Source organism: Niveispirillum sp. BGYR6 (genome assembly GCF_027568365.1).
In the GTDB taxonomy this organism is placed as follows: domain Bacteria; phylum Pseudomonadota; class Alphaproteobacteria; order Azospirillales; family Azospirillaceae; genus Niveispirillum.
Map to the genome: position 1 here is coordinate 922961 of NZ_JANLNL010000001.1, position 16967 is coordinate 939927.

Below are 16967 nucleotides of genomic sequence, written 5' to 3' on the forward strand. Positions count from 1 at the left end.
GCGGCCGGTTTCCTGCCTACAGGAATAGGCATAATACGTTTGCCAAGTTTGGTGCATCCACGCATAGGCAAACTACACCTAAAGCGGGAGCATATACACCAAAACCGACCGGCGGGGGAACTATGTTCTGGCCTGAAATTGATCTGGCTGCGATTTTTTCCGGCAAACACCCCTGAAGGGCGCATCCATACAGCTGTGCCAGTCATAGTGCTCGTTCTGACACCAACCCACCTAAAGATTGACCTTTAGGTGGGTTGGAGGCCGGCGACTGCCGGCTCAGCACCTCGTGGCGCGCAAGCCAAGGGCGCGGACGCGCCCGCCCGGCGCATGAGGGGACGCGAAATCTCCCTGGATCGGTCACGATCAAGGGAGATTGGTACTATGACGGACAAAAGCAGTGAACCGTTTTGAAAAGGTGGGCCGACCGGCCGGCCCCCAAAAAAAAATCGCAGGTTCCGGTGGGCGATGGGCCCCACCAGAACCTGCGATGATGATACAACGCATCAGGCCGTCAGGTCGAACCGGTCGGCATTCATCACCTTCACCCAGGCGGCGACGAAATCCTGCACGAATTTCTGTGCATTATCGTCCTGGGCATAAAGCTCCGCATAGGCGCGCAGCACGGAGTTGGAACCGAACACCAGATCAACCCGCGAGGCCGTCCATTTCACCGCCCCCGTCTTGCGGTCGCGGATTTCATAGGTGACGCCATCGCCCTTCTGCCAGCGATAGGCCATGTCGGTCAGGTTGACGAAGAAGTCATTCGTCAAAGCCCCTTCACGCTCGGTGAAGACGCCATCCTTGCTGCCGCCATGGTTGGCACCCAGCACCCGCAAGCCGCCAACCAGCACCGTCAATTCCACCGCTGTCAGGCCCATCAACTGCGCCCGATCCAGCAGCAGCTCCTCCGGGCTGACCACATAGGCCTTCTTGACCCAGTTGCGGAAACCGTCATGGACCGGTTCCAGCGCGGCGAAACTGTCGGCATCGGTCTGGGCGTCGCTGGCATCGCCCCGGCCGGGGGCGAAGGGTACGGTGATGTCAAAGCCGGCCGCCTTGGCTGCCTGTTCGATCCCGACATTGCCAGCCAGCACGATGGTATCGGCCAGCGAAGCACCCGTCGCAGCGGCGATGGGTTCCAGCACTGCCAGCACCTTGGCCAGACGGGCCGGTTCATTGCCTTCCCAATCCTTCTGCGGGGCCAGCCGGATGCGGGCACCATTGGCCCCGCCGCGCTTGTCCGAGGCACGGAAGGTGCGGGCACTGTCCCAGGCGGTGGCGACCAGTTCCGGGATGGAGAGGCCAGAAGCCACAATCCGCGCCTTCACCGCCGCCACATCATAATCCGTGCGGCCGGCCGGTACCGGATCTTGCCAGATCAGGTCTTCGGCCGGCACATCCGGGCCGACATAGCGGGCCTTGGGGCCCATATCGCGGTGGGTCAGCTTGAACCAGGCGCGGGCGAAGACTTCATTGAAATAGGCCGGGTCTTTATAGAAGCGCTCGGAAATCTGGCGATAGGCCGGATCTTTGATCATGGCCATGTCGGCATCGGTCATGATCGGGTTGTAACGGATCGACGGGTCTTCCACGTCGGTCGGCTTATCCTCTTCCTTGATATTCACCGGCTCCCACTGCCAGGCCCCGGCGGGGGACTTGCGCAATTCCCATTCATGGTTGAACAGCATGTGGAAATAGCCATCATCCCACTTGGTCGGATGGGTGGTCCAGGCCCCTTCAAGGCCCGAGGTGACGGTGAAACGGCCCTTGCCGCTCTGGTTCGGGTTGGACCAGCCAAAGCCCTGCTCGGTCACATCGGCGGCTTCCGGGTTGGGGCCCAGCTTGCTGGCATCGCCATTGCCATGGGCCTTGCCCACCGTATGGCCGCCAGCCGTCAGGGCCACCGTCTCTTCGTCATTCATCGACATGCGGGCAAAGGTTTCCCGTACCTGGGCCGCCGTCTTCAGCGGGTCGGGCTTGCCGTTCACCCCTTCCGGATTGACATAGATAAGGCCCATCTGCACCGCGGCCAGCGGGTTTTCCATGGTGGCGGGTTCATCAACATTGCCATAGCGCCCGTCGGACGGGGCCAGCCATTCCTTCTCCGCGCCCCAATAAATATCCTTCTCGGGGTGCCAGATATCCTCACGACCAAAGGCAAAACCAAAGGTCTTCAGGCCCATATTCTCATAGGCGATGGTACCGGCCAGAATGATCAAGTCGGCCCAGCTGATCTTGTTGCCGTACTTCTTCTTGATCGGCCACAGCAGGCGGCGCGCCTTGTCCAGGCTGACATTATCCGGCCAGCTGTTCAGCGGGGCGAAGCGCTGATTGCCGCTGCCGCCACCGCCACGGCCGTCAGCAACGCGATAGGTGCCGGCGGAATGCCAGGCCATGCGGACCATCAGCCCGCCATAATGGCCCCAATCCGCCGGCCACCAATCCTGACTGTCGGTCATCAGCGCATGCATGTCGCGCTTGATCGCGTCGAAATCCAGGCTCTTCACCGCCTCGCGGTAGGAGAAGCCCTGACCCAGCGGGTTGGTCTTGGTATCGTGCTGGTGCAGAATGTCGAGGTTGAGCGCATTGGGCCACCAATGGGTGGTACTGCTGCTGTTCGCCGTATTGCCCCCATGCATGAAGGGACATTTGCCGCTGGCACTGGTAATTTTGTTGCCTTCCATTCTTGCCTCCGCCGGTTTAGCCTGATGTTTGTCGATTCCTTGCGGCGCCTTGGCGCCCTGGACGCCAAAGTATCAGGGTCGGCCATTGCGGTATAATTGCATTACCTTAAAGGCGTGATAGGCTAACCTTATGATCCCGTTTTCCATGAAGCATCTGCGTTATTTCGATGCGCTGGCCCGTCTTGGGCATTTTGGGCGGGCGGCGGAGGAATGCGCCATTTCCCAGCCCGCCCTGTCGGTGCAGATCAAGGAAATGGAGGATCTGGTGGGCTCCCCCCTGGTGGAGCGCACGCCCCGGCAAATCCGGCTGACCGCGCTGGGGGAGGCCTTCGCCACCCAGGTGCATGAGATTTTGCGCAGCGTGGATGCGCTGGAAGATCTGGTGCGGGCCGCCCGCGCGCCTTTCATGGGGCAATTGCGGCTGGGCGCTATCCCCACGGTGGCGCCCTATCTGCTGCCGGCCCTGGTGGCCGAACTGGCACAGACCTATCCGGGGCTGGATTTGCGCCCGCGGGAGGCCATTACCCAGAAGCTGCTGGAAGATATCATGGATGGGCGACTGGATGCGGCCATCGTCGCCCTGCCCGTCTCCGAAGCCTCCCTGCACGAAATGCCCTTGTTTGAGGAGGAATTCGTGCTGGTGCGCCCGCCGGCCGACGCGGGCAAGCCCGTGCCGGCGGCCGACAAGCTGTGGCAGATGCGCCTGCTGCTGCTGGAGGAGGGCCATTGCTTCCGTGAGCAGGCGCTGGCCTTTTGCAAATTGTCTGCCGCCGAAGCCCCGCATAACATGATGGAAGGCAGCTCGCTCTCCACCCTGGTGCAGATGGTGGGGGCCGGGATCGGCATCACCCTGGTGCCGGAAATGGCGCTGGGGGTGGAAACCCGGTCCGCCCGCATCGCGCTCGCCCGCCTCGCCTCCCCCCGCCCCAGCCGCACCATCGGCATGATCTGGCGGCGCAGCCATCCGCTGGCCGGCGAGCTGCAGGCCGTGGGCGGTATCGTCCGCCGCATCGGTGAAGACATGCGCCAGTGTGCAGCGGGGTTTCTGCAACCGGACAGCGACGCCTGATACCCACCCGCCTAAAGGTTGACTTTCAGGTGGGCTGGAGGCCAGCGACCGCGGGCACGTGAGGGAACACTGATCATTTCCAATGGCGACCGAATTCCCTTTGTGTTCGGGTGTAGGTCGGCAGGGAATGTCTAAAGACCACTCCTTAACCATGTTGCCTTACCCGACCGGGCGTTTCCACCCGCAGGACAACCATATAGCGGTCAAAGCCAGTTGGAATCATGCAGGTATGCACCTCTGGTGAGGCTCACGCGCAACTCTGGCGACATGCAGGACCGTGAAAATAAAAAAATCTAACTGGTCTTGTGACGGGGTTAGAGATATTTTTTAGAAATGATAGGTCCGCGTTAACGCATTTACAGTTTCGGTTAACGTCAGCACGCACACAGTTTAACTTACGTCTTCCCTTTGGGGGGCGGATTTTCGCAATTCTGGGCGAGTAAGGGGCGGGGAATGACCGGCAAGGTTCGTAGCGGCAAGTCGACGACGAAGACCACCACCCAGCAGGAAGGGACCGAAATCGCCGTACAGGCGACGGCGGAACCGCCGAAGAAGGGACGCCGTCGCCGTCAGGAACTGTCGCTGGAACCGCGCATCATGTTTGATGCGGCGGCGGTGGCCACCGCCGCCGACGCCCTGACCCTGTCAGCCGCACAGCAGATAACAGAACCGCAGCATGATCACGCTGCCGATGCCGCCAGCGCCCTGCGCGATGCGGACAGCAAAGCCGCCACGACACACAATCCGCCTGAACCGCCCCCCGCAGCCGCCCCTGCTGCCGCCTCCCCTGCCGAAACGGCCCCTGCCCCCCTGACCACCCCGGTGGCTGCCCCCACGGCCGACCGCAAGGAAGTGACCTTCATCGATACCAGCGTGACGAATTGGCAGCAGTTGCGCGATTCCGTGAAGCCAGGGATGGAGGTGGTGCTGCTGGATGCCGGCACCGACGGGGTCACCCAGATGGCCGATTGGGCGGCGACCCACAGCGGCTACAGCGCCATCCACATTCTGTCCCATGGCAGCGAGGCGGAGCTGCATCTTGGCACCGCAACCCTGAACCAGGCTGATCTGGCCACCCGTTCCGCCGATCTGGCCCGCATCGGCCAGGCCCTGACGGCAGACGGTGACCTGCTGCTCTACGGGTGCGATGTGGCGAAGGGGGCCGATGGCGTCACCTTCATCCAGGATCTGTCAACCCTGACGGGGGCAGACGTCGCCGCCTCCACCAACCTGACCGGCTGGTCCGTACAGGGGGGCGATTGGACACTGGAACGCAGCACCGGCACTATTGAAGCGGCTTCGATCCAGGATACGGATTATCACCTGCTGCTGTCCGTCACGGGCGCCTCCGTCAATTTTCTCGACCCCAATGACCACACCAATTCCTACAGCAACGGTGCCGTCGCCATTGGGGCAGGCAATGAGATTGACTTCGGAAACCTTACGATTGACATCGATCCCTCGTCCTCCACGATCACCATCAGTTTGGTCAATGGCGCCTGGTCTGGTCCGATTGATTTGGTGTTCAGCGGGGGAACGCTCGACAAGATCACGAACGTCACCCTGACGAGCAATTCTACCCAGGGCGGCAGTCCGACGGCGACGATTCTGTCCAGCGACCCCGCACAGAAGACGATCCAGGTGGATCCGGGTTCCGTTAATGGCGTCACCGGGGACGGTAAAAGCGTTGTTTTCAGCTTCACCTCCACCAATACCGGCGGCGGTAACAGCGCGCCGGTCATCACCAATCTGGACTCCGATTCCGTCGCTTGGGCCGGGGTCGGCAACACTGTCAATCTGGATGCCGGCACGGCCCTGACGGTTAGTGATACGGAGTTGGACGCCCTCAACGGCGGTGCCGGCGACTGGGCCGGCGCCAGCCTGATAATCCAGCGGGTGAAATCCGGGACAGCGGACGCCACCGCCCAGGATGTGTTCAGCTTCAACGCCAGCGGCTTCACCGATACCGGCTCAGCGTTGCAGTCCGGCGGCCAGACCTTCGCCACATACAGCAAAAGCGGGGGCGTACTGACCATCAATTTCACCAGCAGCGGGACTGTGGCGACGACGGCGCTGGTGCAAAGCGTTATGCGCAACATTCAGTACAGCAACGCCACCCCCTATGGCGACGCCACCATCCGCTTTGCGCTCTCCGATGGCACCAACACCAGCAATGCTGACGTAACCGTCACCAGCAGCACAATCTATGTCGACAACAGCAGCGATGATGCCGGTGGCGACGCCGCCGATGGCTTCTCATTGCGTGAAGCGCTGGCCCGCGGCGCGGCACAGTCCGGTGCCGACACGATTATTGTCAAGCTTGCGGACAATTCCGCCATCACCCTGGGCAGCGACGTCACCGCCGGTTCTGGCGATAGCCTGGACCTGGATCAGGCCAATGGCCTGACCATCAGCGGCAGCACCCTGAATCTGGGCGGCGGGCTGACCATCAGCAACGGCGCTGGCGATACGGCCACCATTTCCACCATCATTGCAGGCGCCAATTTTGGGTTGACCAAGAGCGGGGCCGGCACACTCACCCTGTCGGGTTCCAACACCTATACCGGCGCCACCACCATTTCCGCCGGCACGCTGACTGTCAGCGGTGGAGCAGCCCTGGCCGACAGCGGCGCGGTGAGTGTAGCAGCCGGTGCCACCCTGGCGCTGAGCACCGATGAAACGATCGGTGGGTTGAGCGGTGCCGGCAGTGTCACGCTTGGCAGCCGCACCCTGACCGTCGGTTCGGGTGGCAGCTCTTCCACCTTCTCCGGCGTCATCTCCGGTACGGGCGCGCTGTCCAAAACCGGCACCGGCACGCTGACCCTGAGCGGCGCCAACACCTATACCGGGGTGACCACCATCTCTGCCGGCACGCTGGCGGTCGGAAATAACAGCGCCCTTGGCAGCACCGATGCCGGCACCACCGTCGTTGCCGGCGCGTACCTCAGCGTGGCCGACGGCGTCACCCTGGCAGAAAATCTGACCATCAGCGGGACTGGCGTCAGCAATTCCGGCGCGATTGTCGGCAATGGGACCGCCACGATCAGCGGTAGCGTGACGCTGGCGGCCGCTTCCCGTATTGATGTGGCGCCAAGCGGCAACCTGACCATCAGCGGTGTCATCAACGGTACTTTTACACTGACAAAGGGCAGCACGGGCACCCTGACCCTGACCGGTGATAATAATGCCTGGGGCGGCAATATCACGACAGCCGCCGGCGGCGGCACGCTCGTCGCTGGGCACAATAATGCGTTGGGCGACACCAGCGGCATTACAACCATCGTCAGCGGCACCACCCTTGTCTTGGCCGATGGCCTGACGGTGGCTGAAAAAATCACCATTGCCGGCGCCGGTATCTCCAGCGCCGGGGCGCTGCGCCTTTCCAGCGGCAGCGCCACCCTCAGCGGCGTCATAACGATGGGCGGCGCTGCCCAGATCGGCGTGGGGACGAATGCCAGCCTGACAGTAAGCGACCGGATCAGCGGTACCTATACTTTCACCAAGATCGACGCCGGCACACTGATTCTGAGTGGTAACAATACCTATACGGGCAGTACGAATATCGGTGTCAATGGCGGCACCTTGCTGGTCACAGGTTCGCTGGGCGGCACCAGCGCTGTTACTGTGAATAGTGGTGCTACGCTGGCCGGCACGGGCACCATTTTTGCCAACAACTCAACGAACCTTGTCGTCATTGGCAGCAACGGCACCCTGGCCCCCGGTGTCGCTGGCACCAATAATGGCGCCGGCACACTGACCATCAATGGCAATCTGGCGGTGCAGACCAACGCCACCCTGGCCGTGGATATTGCCGGGGCGGCGGCGGGTACCGGTTACGACCAGGTGGTGGTCAAGGGCACTGTCGATGTCACAAATGCCGTGATTTCCGCCAGACATTCTTATTCTGCCGCCAATCAGGCCGAATATGTGATCATCGACAATGACGGTTCCGACGCCATCACCGGCACCTTTACCGGCGTGGCCGAAGCCGGCACCGTTACGGCCAGTGGTAATGGCACTGTACTGACGGCGTCTTACAGAGGTCCCGGTGGCACCGGGAATAACTTCACCCTGACCGCGCCGACAAATAATGCGCCGGTGATTACCGGGCTGGCGGGTGACAGCGTCGCCTGGGCCGGTGTCGGGGGTACTGTTGGGTTGGATGCGTCCAACAATGTGACCATCAGTGACGTCGAAAATGATCTTGCCGGCAATTGGGATGCAGCGACGCTGACCATTCAGCGCAAAGATAATGCGCTGACCAGTGATGTATTCGGCTTTAGCCTGGATGGGTCCGGCATCAGCCTGAATGGCTCCACTCTGGTGTCCAACAGCCAGACAATCGGCAGCTACACCAACAGCAACGGCGTGCTGACCATCACTTTCAATGCCAACGCCACCGCCGCCCTGGTACAGGAAGTGGCCCGGCACATCACCTATCGCAATGACACGCCAACCGGCGATACAATCATCCGCTTTGCGCTGAGCGATGGCCACGGTCAGTCGACCACGGCTGATGTGACTGTAACCAGTGACACGATCTATGTGACAAACGCCACCGACACGGCCACCATCGACGTGACCGACGGTATCAGCTTCAGCGAAGCCGTGGCGATTGCCGCCGCCGACACCACCGGCACCCAGACCCTTGTGCTCGCCAGTTCCTTGGCCAACACGACCTTGACCCTGGCCGGTAATCTGTCCATTGGCGAAAGTTTGACCATCGACGCCGATGCTGCCAGTGGGGTCACCATCACCGGCAGCACGCTGACCCTGGGCGGCACACTGACCCTCACCGACGGCACGGGGGATACCGCCACCATCAGCAGCACCCTGGCCGGTTCCGGCAGCCTGAGCAAGACGGGTGCCGGCAAGGTCACGCTGTCCGGTACCAACACGAGTTGGACCGGTGCCTTGAGTGTCACGGATGGGACATTGGCGGTGGGTGCCAGCGCCATCACCAACAGCTCAGACTTGACGCTGAACGGGGGTACGCTGGCAAGCACCGCCACCTTGAGCTACGCCAAGGCTATTTCGCTGGGCAGCAGCGGCGGTACGGTTGATGTTTCGGCGGGCAGCGTGACCCTGTCGGGGACCATCAGTGGCAGCGGCAAACTAACCTCCACCAGTACTGTTGCCGGCAATGTTCTGACCCTGGCGGGCAGCAATACCCATACGGGCGGCACGACGCTCGACAGCGGCATTTTGCAGTTCAATTCCGATACTGCCGCCGGCAGCGGCACGCTGACCATCAATGGCGGCAAGGTGCGGACCAGCGCTGAGCGTATCGTCAGCAATGCCGTGGTATTGGGCGGTACCTTTACCCTGTCAGGTTCCGCCGCCATGACCTTCTCGGGCGCGGTTGATCTGGGTGGGGCGGATCGCACGATCGACAATACGATCAGCAGCGACCTGACCTTCAGCGGCGTGATCAGCAATGGCAGCCTGACCATTGGTGGTGCTGTTGGAACCGGTGCGGTAATCCTGTCAGGGGCCAACACCTATACCAACACCACCATTACCGGCAGCGACAGCAACGGCAACAGTAATACCCTGTCCGTGGCGGGCGACGGCAATCTGGGCAGCGGCACCATCACCTTGAACGGGGCCGGTGCTGTTCTGAAAATCACGGGCGCCACCACCGTCGACAATGCCATCAGCCTGGGCAGCGGTGGCGGCACGGTCAGCAACGGCAGCGCCGTTACCCTGTCGGGCATCATTTCCGGCAATGGCAACCTGACCAAGGCCGGCACCGGTGCGCTGACCCTGTCCGGTGTCAACACCGGCAGCGGGACCACAACCATCACCTCCGGCTCTCTGTCGGTGGCGGCTGACAACAACCTGCTGGGCGGTGCCCTGACGGTGAATGGCGGCACCCTGACCGTTACCGGGTCCAACGTCACGATCGACAATGCCATCACCCTGGGCGCCAACCACGGCACGGTCAACAATGCCAGTGCCGTGACCCTGTCCGGCAACATTTCGGGTTCGGGCAATTTCGCCAAGAGCGGGGTGGGCACGCTGACCCTGAGCGGGACCAACAGCTATACCGGTACCTCGTCCTTCACCGGCGGGATGGTCAAGGTCAGCTCCGACAGCAATCTGGGCGCTGGCTCGGTCACCCTGAACACCAATGGCTGGCTGGGTGTCACCGCCACTACCACCATTGATAATGCCATCATCCTGAATTCGTCCCCGGCGGTGATTGATGTCTCCACGGGCGCCGTAGCCACCTTCACCGGGGGAATCAGCGAGACGGGCGGCTCCCGCGGGCTGAACAAGTCCGGCACCGGCACGCTGGTGATCGGGGCTGATGCCACCTATACCGGCGCCACCAACCTGAATAGCGGCACCTTGGAAGTGGCCGCCACGCGTACCCTGGCGACCTCCTCCATCAACCTGAACAGCACAACCCTGAAGATCACTGGCGACGGTACTCTTGCGACGGCGGTCATTGTCCGCGGCAGCAGCGCCAATAGGTTCAGTATCGATGGCGCTGTCACCCTGTCGGGCTTGGTTTCTCTCGATAGCAATGCGAACGGCAACCGCACCCTTGTCAAGAATGGCACTGGCACGCTGACACTGTCCAACAGCGGGAACGCAGTGGCGGGTGTTGTCACCTCTGGGGCCAACACCTACACGCTGGACCTGACGGTTGCGGGTGGCACGGTTTCGGTGGCGGCGGACAGCAATCTGGTGGGGGGTGCTGTCACCCTTGACGGCGGCACGCTGTCGGTAACCGGTACGACGACGATTGACAATGCCATCGCGCTGGGTTCGGGGGGCGGTACGATTAACGTCTCCAGTGGTGTCTCCACCCTGTCTGGCGTGATCAGCGGCACGGGCGCGCTGACCAAGACCGGGACAGGCAGCCTGACCATCGGGGGCAGTGACGCCAACAACTTCAGCGGGGCGGTCACCATCAGTGCCGGTACGGTCACGGCGGCCAAGGACACCGCATTTGGCACCTCAGCGGGTGGTGTGACGATCGCCGCCGACGCTTCGCTGGCGCTCAGCGATGGGGTCAGCATCGCCGATGCCATCACCGTTGGGGGGACGGGTGCCAATGCCAGCGGGGCCATCCAGCTCCTGACCGGGTCGGCCACGCTGAGCGGGCAGGTCACCCTCTCCGCCAACACCACACTGGCGGCCGGATCGGGCAGCACGCTCACCCTGTCGGGTGGCGTGACCGATGATACCAACAGCTACGGCCTTACCCATACGGGTGCCGGCAGCAATCTGGTGCTGTCCGGCACTGGCAATTGGGATGGCGGGCTGGCCGTCAGCAGCGGCACGGTCAAGCTCCAGGGCGGTGCGGCGGTCAAGGACAGCAATGCCGTCACCCTGACGGGTACGGCAGCGCTGATCCTGAATGCTTCTGAGACCATCGGCGCGCTGAGTGGGTCCAGCACCAACGCCATCACCCTGAACAGCAACGCCACCCTCACCGTCAACCAGTCGACCAATACCATCTTCGCTGGCACCATCGCCGATGGTGCTTCCTCTACCGGTGGCTTTACCAAGGCCGGGACGGGTGGACTGACCCTGTCTGGCGACAACAGCTATACCGGGGCGACGACGATTTCGGCGGGCACCTTGACGGTGGGACACAGCGGCGGGGCCATCGCGGACACCAGTGCCGTGACGGTTGCAGCCGGCGCCACCTTGGACCTGTTTGGGGAGAATGAGGCAATCGGCTCCCTCTCCGGGGCGGGTACCGTCATGCTGAACAGCGGCATATTGACGGTGGGCGGGAATGACCAGAGCACGGTATTCTCCGGCAGCTTCACGGCCGATACTGACGCTGCACGTGTGGAAAAGACTGGCACCGGCACCTTGACCCTGTCGGGCACCAGCAGCAGCGCGCCCTTTGTCACCCGCATTACCGCGGGCACGCTGGCCATTGCGGCTGACAGCAACCTCGGCAGCGGCGCGGTGCAGCTCAATGGTGGCACGCTCAGCCTGACCGAAACCGGGGACTATGACAACAGCATCATCATCCTGCGCGGCACGGGTACCGTCAGCGTCGGTACTGGCAAGACGGCGACGCTGAGCGGGACGCTGGATGATGATGGGAATAACGGCGCTGACCTGATCAAGGAGGGTGCCGGCACACTGATCCTGGCCAATACCGCCAATGAAGCGGCGGTAACCGGCGCCGTCTATGTCAATGGCGGCATCCTTCAGGTGGCAAGTGATGATGCGCTGCTGAACGGGATGATCTATCTGGCCGACGGCGCAGCACTGAATGTCAGCGATGATACAACCATCGACAATGCCTTCACCCTGAACGGTGATGCCGCGGTGAATATCGCCACCGGCAAGACGGTGACGTTGAGCGGCGGCATTGCCGGCACATCCGGCAATGACCTGACCAAGACGGGTGCTGGCACCTTGACTGTCGGCGGAACCAACAGCCTCACGGGGGCGGTGACCGTCAGCGGCGGCACGATGCTGGTGAATGGCACCATGGCCAACGCCGGCAATGTGACCGTGGCGTCCGGTGGCACCCTGGGTGGCTCCGGCAGCGTCGGTAATGGCAGCAGCGCGGTCACGATCGACCAGGGCGGGACTTTGTCGCCCGGCAATTCGCCCGGTACGCTGACCATCCATGGTAATCTGGCGCTCAACGGCACCCTGAAGCTGGATCTGGCCGGGGCGACGGTGGGAACCCAGTATGATCAGGTGGTGGTCACCGGCAACCTGACACTGGGCGCCACCAGCGCCCTTGACCTCAACTATACGGCATCCAGCACCGGCAATACGTTCCGGGTCATCGATGTGCAGGGGACGACCGCCATCAGCGGCACGCTTGCCGGCACGGTGGCGGAGGGTGGCAACTACACCTCCAACAGCCGGCAGTTTATGGTCAGCTATCTGGGGGGAACGGGCAATGACCTGACCCTGCGGGACAATGCGCCCCCCAGTCTGGATCTGAATGGCAGCGATACCGGCACTGGCAATGTCGTCAGCCTGACCGGCGCAGCCGACGGGCTGGCGACCACCGGGGCAACCCTGGCGGATGTGGAAAGTGGCTGGAATGGTGGCAGCCTGACCATCCATCGCGTCACCGGCGCAGGCGCAGCGGACGGCAATGCCAACGATGTGTTCAAACTGTTGACAAGCCAGGGGCTGAGCTTCACCGGCAGCATCGCCCAGGGCAGCGACAGCAATGGTACGGTTTCCGATGGCGCGACCCAGTTCGCCACCTGGACCTATACCAGCGCCACGGGCACGCTGATCTTCACCTTTGATGCCAATACCACCAATGCCCGCGCCCAGGCGCTGGTACGCTCGATCGGGTACAGCAATGGCACCCCCTATGGGAATGCCACGATCCGCATCACGGCAACCGATGACAGTGGTGCCAGCACCCAAGCGGACGTGTCGGTCACCAGCAGCACGATCTATGTCGATAGCAGCAGCGATGACGGCGACGGCGATGCCGCCGACGGCTTCTCGCTGCGCGAAGCCCTGGCCCGTGGCGCGGCGCAATCCGGCGCTGACACGATCAAGGTGAAGCTGGCGGATGGCAGCACCATCACCCTGGGCAGCGCCGTCACGGCCGGTGCCAGCGAGACGCTGGACCTGGATCTGGCCAACGGGCTGACCATCGCCGGCAGCACCATCAACCTGGCCGGCGCGCTCAGCATCAGCAATGGCACCAGCGATGCCGCCACCATCAGCAGCATCCTGGCCGGGTCGGGCAATCTGACCAAGACCGGGGCGGGCACGCTGACGCTGAGCGGCAGCAACAGCTACACCGGCAGCACGGCGGTAACGGGCGGCACGCTGGCGATCAACAACGCCAGCAACATCAGCAGCGCCACCCTGAACCTTGATGGCGGCACGCTGCGCATCACCCCGGATTACGCGACCACCGCCACGCTCACCAACGCCATCACGCTGGGCAGCGGGCATGGTACCATAGAGACCACGGGTGTGGTGGTGTTGTCGGGGAACATCGCGGGATCCGGCGACCTCGTCAAAACCGGTGTTGAAGAGCTGACCCTCAGCGGTACCAACAGCTATACCGGCACGACAAGCATCTCGGAAGGCAAGCTGAACGTCAGCGCCGACAGCAACCTGGGCACTGGTGCAGTCATCGTCGGGGGCACTTTGAGCATCACCGACACTGCAACCATCGATAACGCCATCATCCTGAACCCCTCGGCTGGAGCCGCAGCCATCTCCGTTGATACCGGCAAAACGGCCACCCTGACCGGGGTGATCAGTGAGACCGGTGGCAGCCGCGGCCTGAGCAAAGCCGGCCTGGGCACCCTGGTGCTCGCGGCAGACGCCACCTACACCGGGGCCACCAATGTGAACCTCGGTACCTTGGAACTGGCGGTGACCCGCACCCTGGCCACCTCCGTCATCACCCTGGGCACCGCCAACCCGACCTTGAAGATCACCGGCAGCGGCAGCTTCGCCACGCCCATCTCTGTGCGTGGCGCCGGTACCAACAGCATCAGCGTCGATGGCAACGTCACCCTGTCCGGTGTCGTGTCACTGGACAGCCTTGCCACCAACAACCGCACCCTGACCAAGACCGGCAGCGGCACGCTGACTTTGAGCAATTCCGGCAACGCTGCAGCTGGCATCCGTACATCCGGCTCCGACACTTACAGTCTCGGCCTTACCGTATCGGCGGGGGCCGTTTCGGTGGCCGGCGACGACAATCTGGTCGCCGGCACGGTAACGCTGAACGGCGGCACGCTGGCCGTGACCGGGACAGGCAGCAAAACGATCAATAATGCGCTGTCCCTTGGGGCGAATGGCGGCACGATCGACGTCACTGGCGGGACTTCGTCAATCGTCACCCTCTCCGGCGTCATCGGCGGTTCCGGCACCTTCACCAAGACCGGGACCGGTGAACTCTCACTGACCGGCAGCAACACCTATACCGGGACGACCACCGTGTCGGCCGGCACGCTGGCGGCCGGCAGCAACAGCGCACTGGGCACCGATGCAGGCTCGACCACGGTAACCGACGGTGCCAGCCTGCGCATCGCTGACGGGGTGACACTGACCGAGGCGCTGACCATCGCCGGCAGCGGGATCAGCGGGGCCGGGGTCCTTACGCTCGCGTCGGGTACCGGCACGGTAAGCGGACAGGTTACTCTCGCGGCCAACAGCATGATCGGTGTCGGGACGGGCGGCGGACTGACCCTCTCGGGCACCGTCTCCGGTACCAGCGCCCTGACCAAGGTGGGCAGCGGCACGCTGACCCTGTCGGGCAGCAATACCGGCACGGGCACCATGACCGTCTCCGCCGGTACCTTGTCGGTGGCGGCGGATGCCAATCTGCTGGGCGGCGCGCTGACCCTGGATGGCGGCACGCTGGCCGTGACCGGGGCCACCACCATCGGCAAGGCCATCAGCATTTCCTCCACCGGCACCATTGATAACAGTGCAGCGGTTACCCTGTCGGGGGTCATCTCCGGGTCGGGCAATCTGACCAAGGCCGGTGCAGGCACGCTCACGCTTGGCGGCACGCAGACCGGTACGGGCGGGATGACGGTTTCGGCCGGCACCCTGGCCGTGGCGGCGGATGCCAATCTGCTGGGCGGTACGGTAACGCTGGATGGCGGCACCCTCTCCGTCACCGGGGCAACGACCATCGACAATGCGGTTGCCATTTCGTCGGCCAGCACCATCAGCACCGGCGCGGCGGTCACCCTCTCGGGGGCGATCAGCGGCAGCGGGGCGCTGACCAAGGCGGGCAGCGGCATCCTGACCCTGTCGGGCAGCAACACCGGCACGGGCGGGCTGACGGTTTCGGCCGGCACCCTGGCCGTGGCAGCGGATGCCAATTTGCTGGGCGGTACCCTGACGCTGGATGGCGGCACGCTCTCCGTCACCGGTGCGACGACCATCGACAATGCGCTCAGCCTGGGCTCAGGGGGCGGCACGGTCAGCAATGCCAATGCCCTGACCCTGTCGGGCGTGATCAGCGGTGCCGGCAACCTCATCAAGACCGGCACCGGCACGCTGACCCTGTCGGGTACCAACAGCTATGGCGGCAGCACCACCGTGCGGGATGGTACCCTGTCGGTTGCGGCGGATGCCAATCTGGGGACGGGGGCGCTGACGCTGAATGGCGGCACGCTGACCGTCACGGGCAGCGACGTCACCATCGACAATGCCATTACCCTGGACGTCAATCACGGCACAGTCAGCAATGCCAATGCCCTGACCCTGTCCGGCGTGATCAGCGGCGACGGCAATCTGACCAAGACCGGCACCGGCACGCTCACCCTGACCGGCGCCAACAGCTATGGCGGCACGACCAGCATCAATCAGGGCACGCTGGTGGCAGGGCACAATAGCGCGCTGGGTAGCATTGCGGGCAATACCATGACCGGCAGTTCCGGCACGCTGGAACTGGCCAATGGGGTAAGCGTGGCCGAAGCCGTCTCCCTGGGCGGCGTTGGCGGTGTGCAGATCACCAGCGGCAGCGCCACGCTGACCGGCAATGTGACCCTGACTGCCGATGCACGGCTGTCGGCCAGCAGCGGGACCACGCTGACCATCAGTGGCACGCTGGGTGGTGCCTTCACCGCCTACAAGGTGAATAACGGCACTGTGGTGCTGAGCGGCAGCAACAGCAGCAGCAACAGCACCAACCTCAATATCTCCTCCGGCACCCTGTCGGTGGCCGATGGCAGCAATTTGACCGGCGGCACCCTGACCTTGAACACCGGCACGTTGGCCGTGACCGGCAGCGATGTCACGCTGAGCAAGGCCATCACCCTGACCGGCAACAGCACCATCACCAACACCAATGCCGTAACGCTGTCGGGCGCCATTACAGGGGGGACCAACACCCTGACCAAGGCCGGTGGCGGTACCTTGACGCTGGCCACCGCAACCAGCAGCGGCTCGGCCTGGAACATGGACGTGAGCAACGGTGCGCTGTCGATCGACAGCGCCAACCGGTTGGGCACAGGGGCGGTGACCCTGAGGAGCGCAACCAGCCTGATCATCACCGGCGCGACAACCCTGGCCAATGAGGTGTCCCTGAGCGGGGGGGCCACCATCCGCGCAGATGCCGATGCCACCCTGTCGGGGGTGATCAGCGGCAGCGGGGCGCTGACCAAGGCGGGCAGCGGCATCCTGACCCTGTCGGGCAGCAACACCGGCACGGGCGGGCTGACGGTTTCGGCCGGCACCCTGGCCGTGGCAGCGGATGCCAATTTGCTGGGCGGTAC

3 protein-coding genes are annotated in these 16967 nt (G+C 63.4%); 2 read left to right on the plus strand and 1 reads right to left on the minus strand.

Translation table 11 applies throughout. The features are described from left to right. Positions 1-503 precede the first annotated feature (503 nt). On the minus strand, positions 504-2684 hold the full coding sequence (gene katG, locus PCJ49_RS03910; RefSeq protein ID WP_269909804.1) for a catalase/peroxidase HPI: 2181 nt from the start codon (positions 2682-2684) through the stop codon (positions 504-506). A 145-nt stretch (positions 2685-2829) separates the two neighbouring features. Here katG and PCJ49_RS03915 point away from each other — a divergent pair, with 145 nt between their 5' ends. Then, positions 2830-3753: a hydrogen peroxide-inducible genes activator gene (locus PCJ49_RS03915; RefSeq protein ID WP_269909805.1), complete on the plus strand. Its 924-nt coding sequence runs from the start codon at positions 2830-2832 to the stop codon at positions 3751-3753. A gap of 453 nt (positions 3754-4206) precedes the next feature. Next, positions 4207-16967: autotransporter-associated beta strand repeat-containing protein (locus PCJ49_RS03920; RefSeq protein ID WP_269909806.1), on the plus strand; the 12761-nt coding region annotated here is incomplete at its 3' end.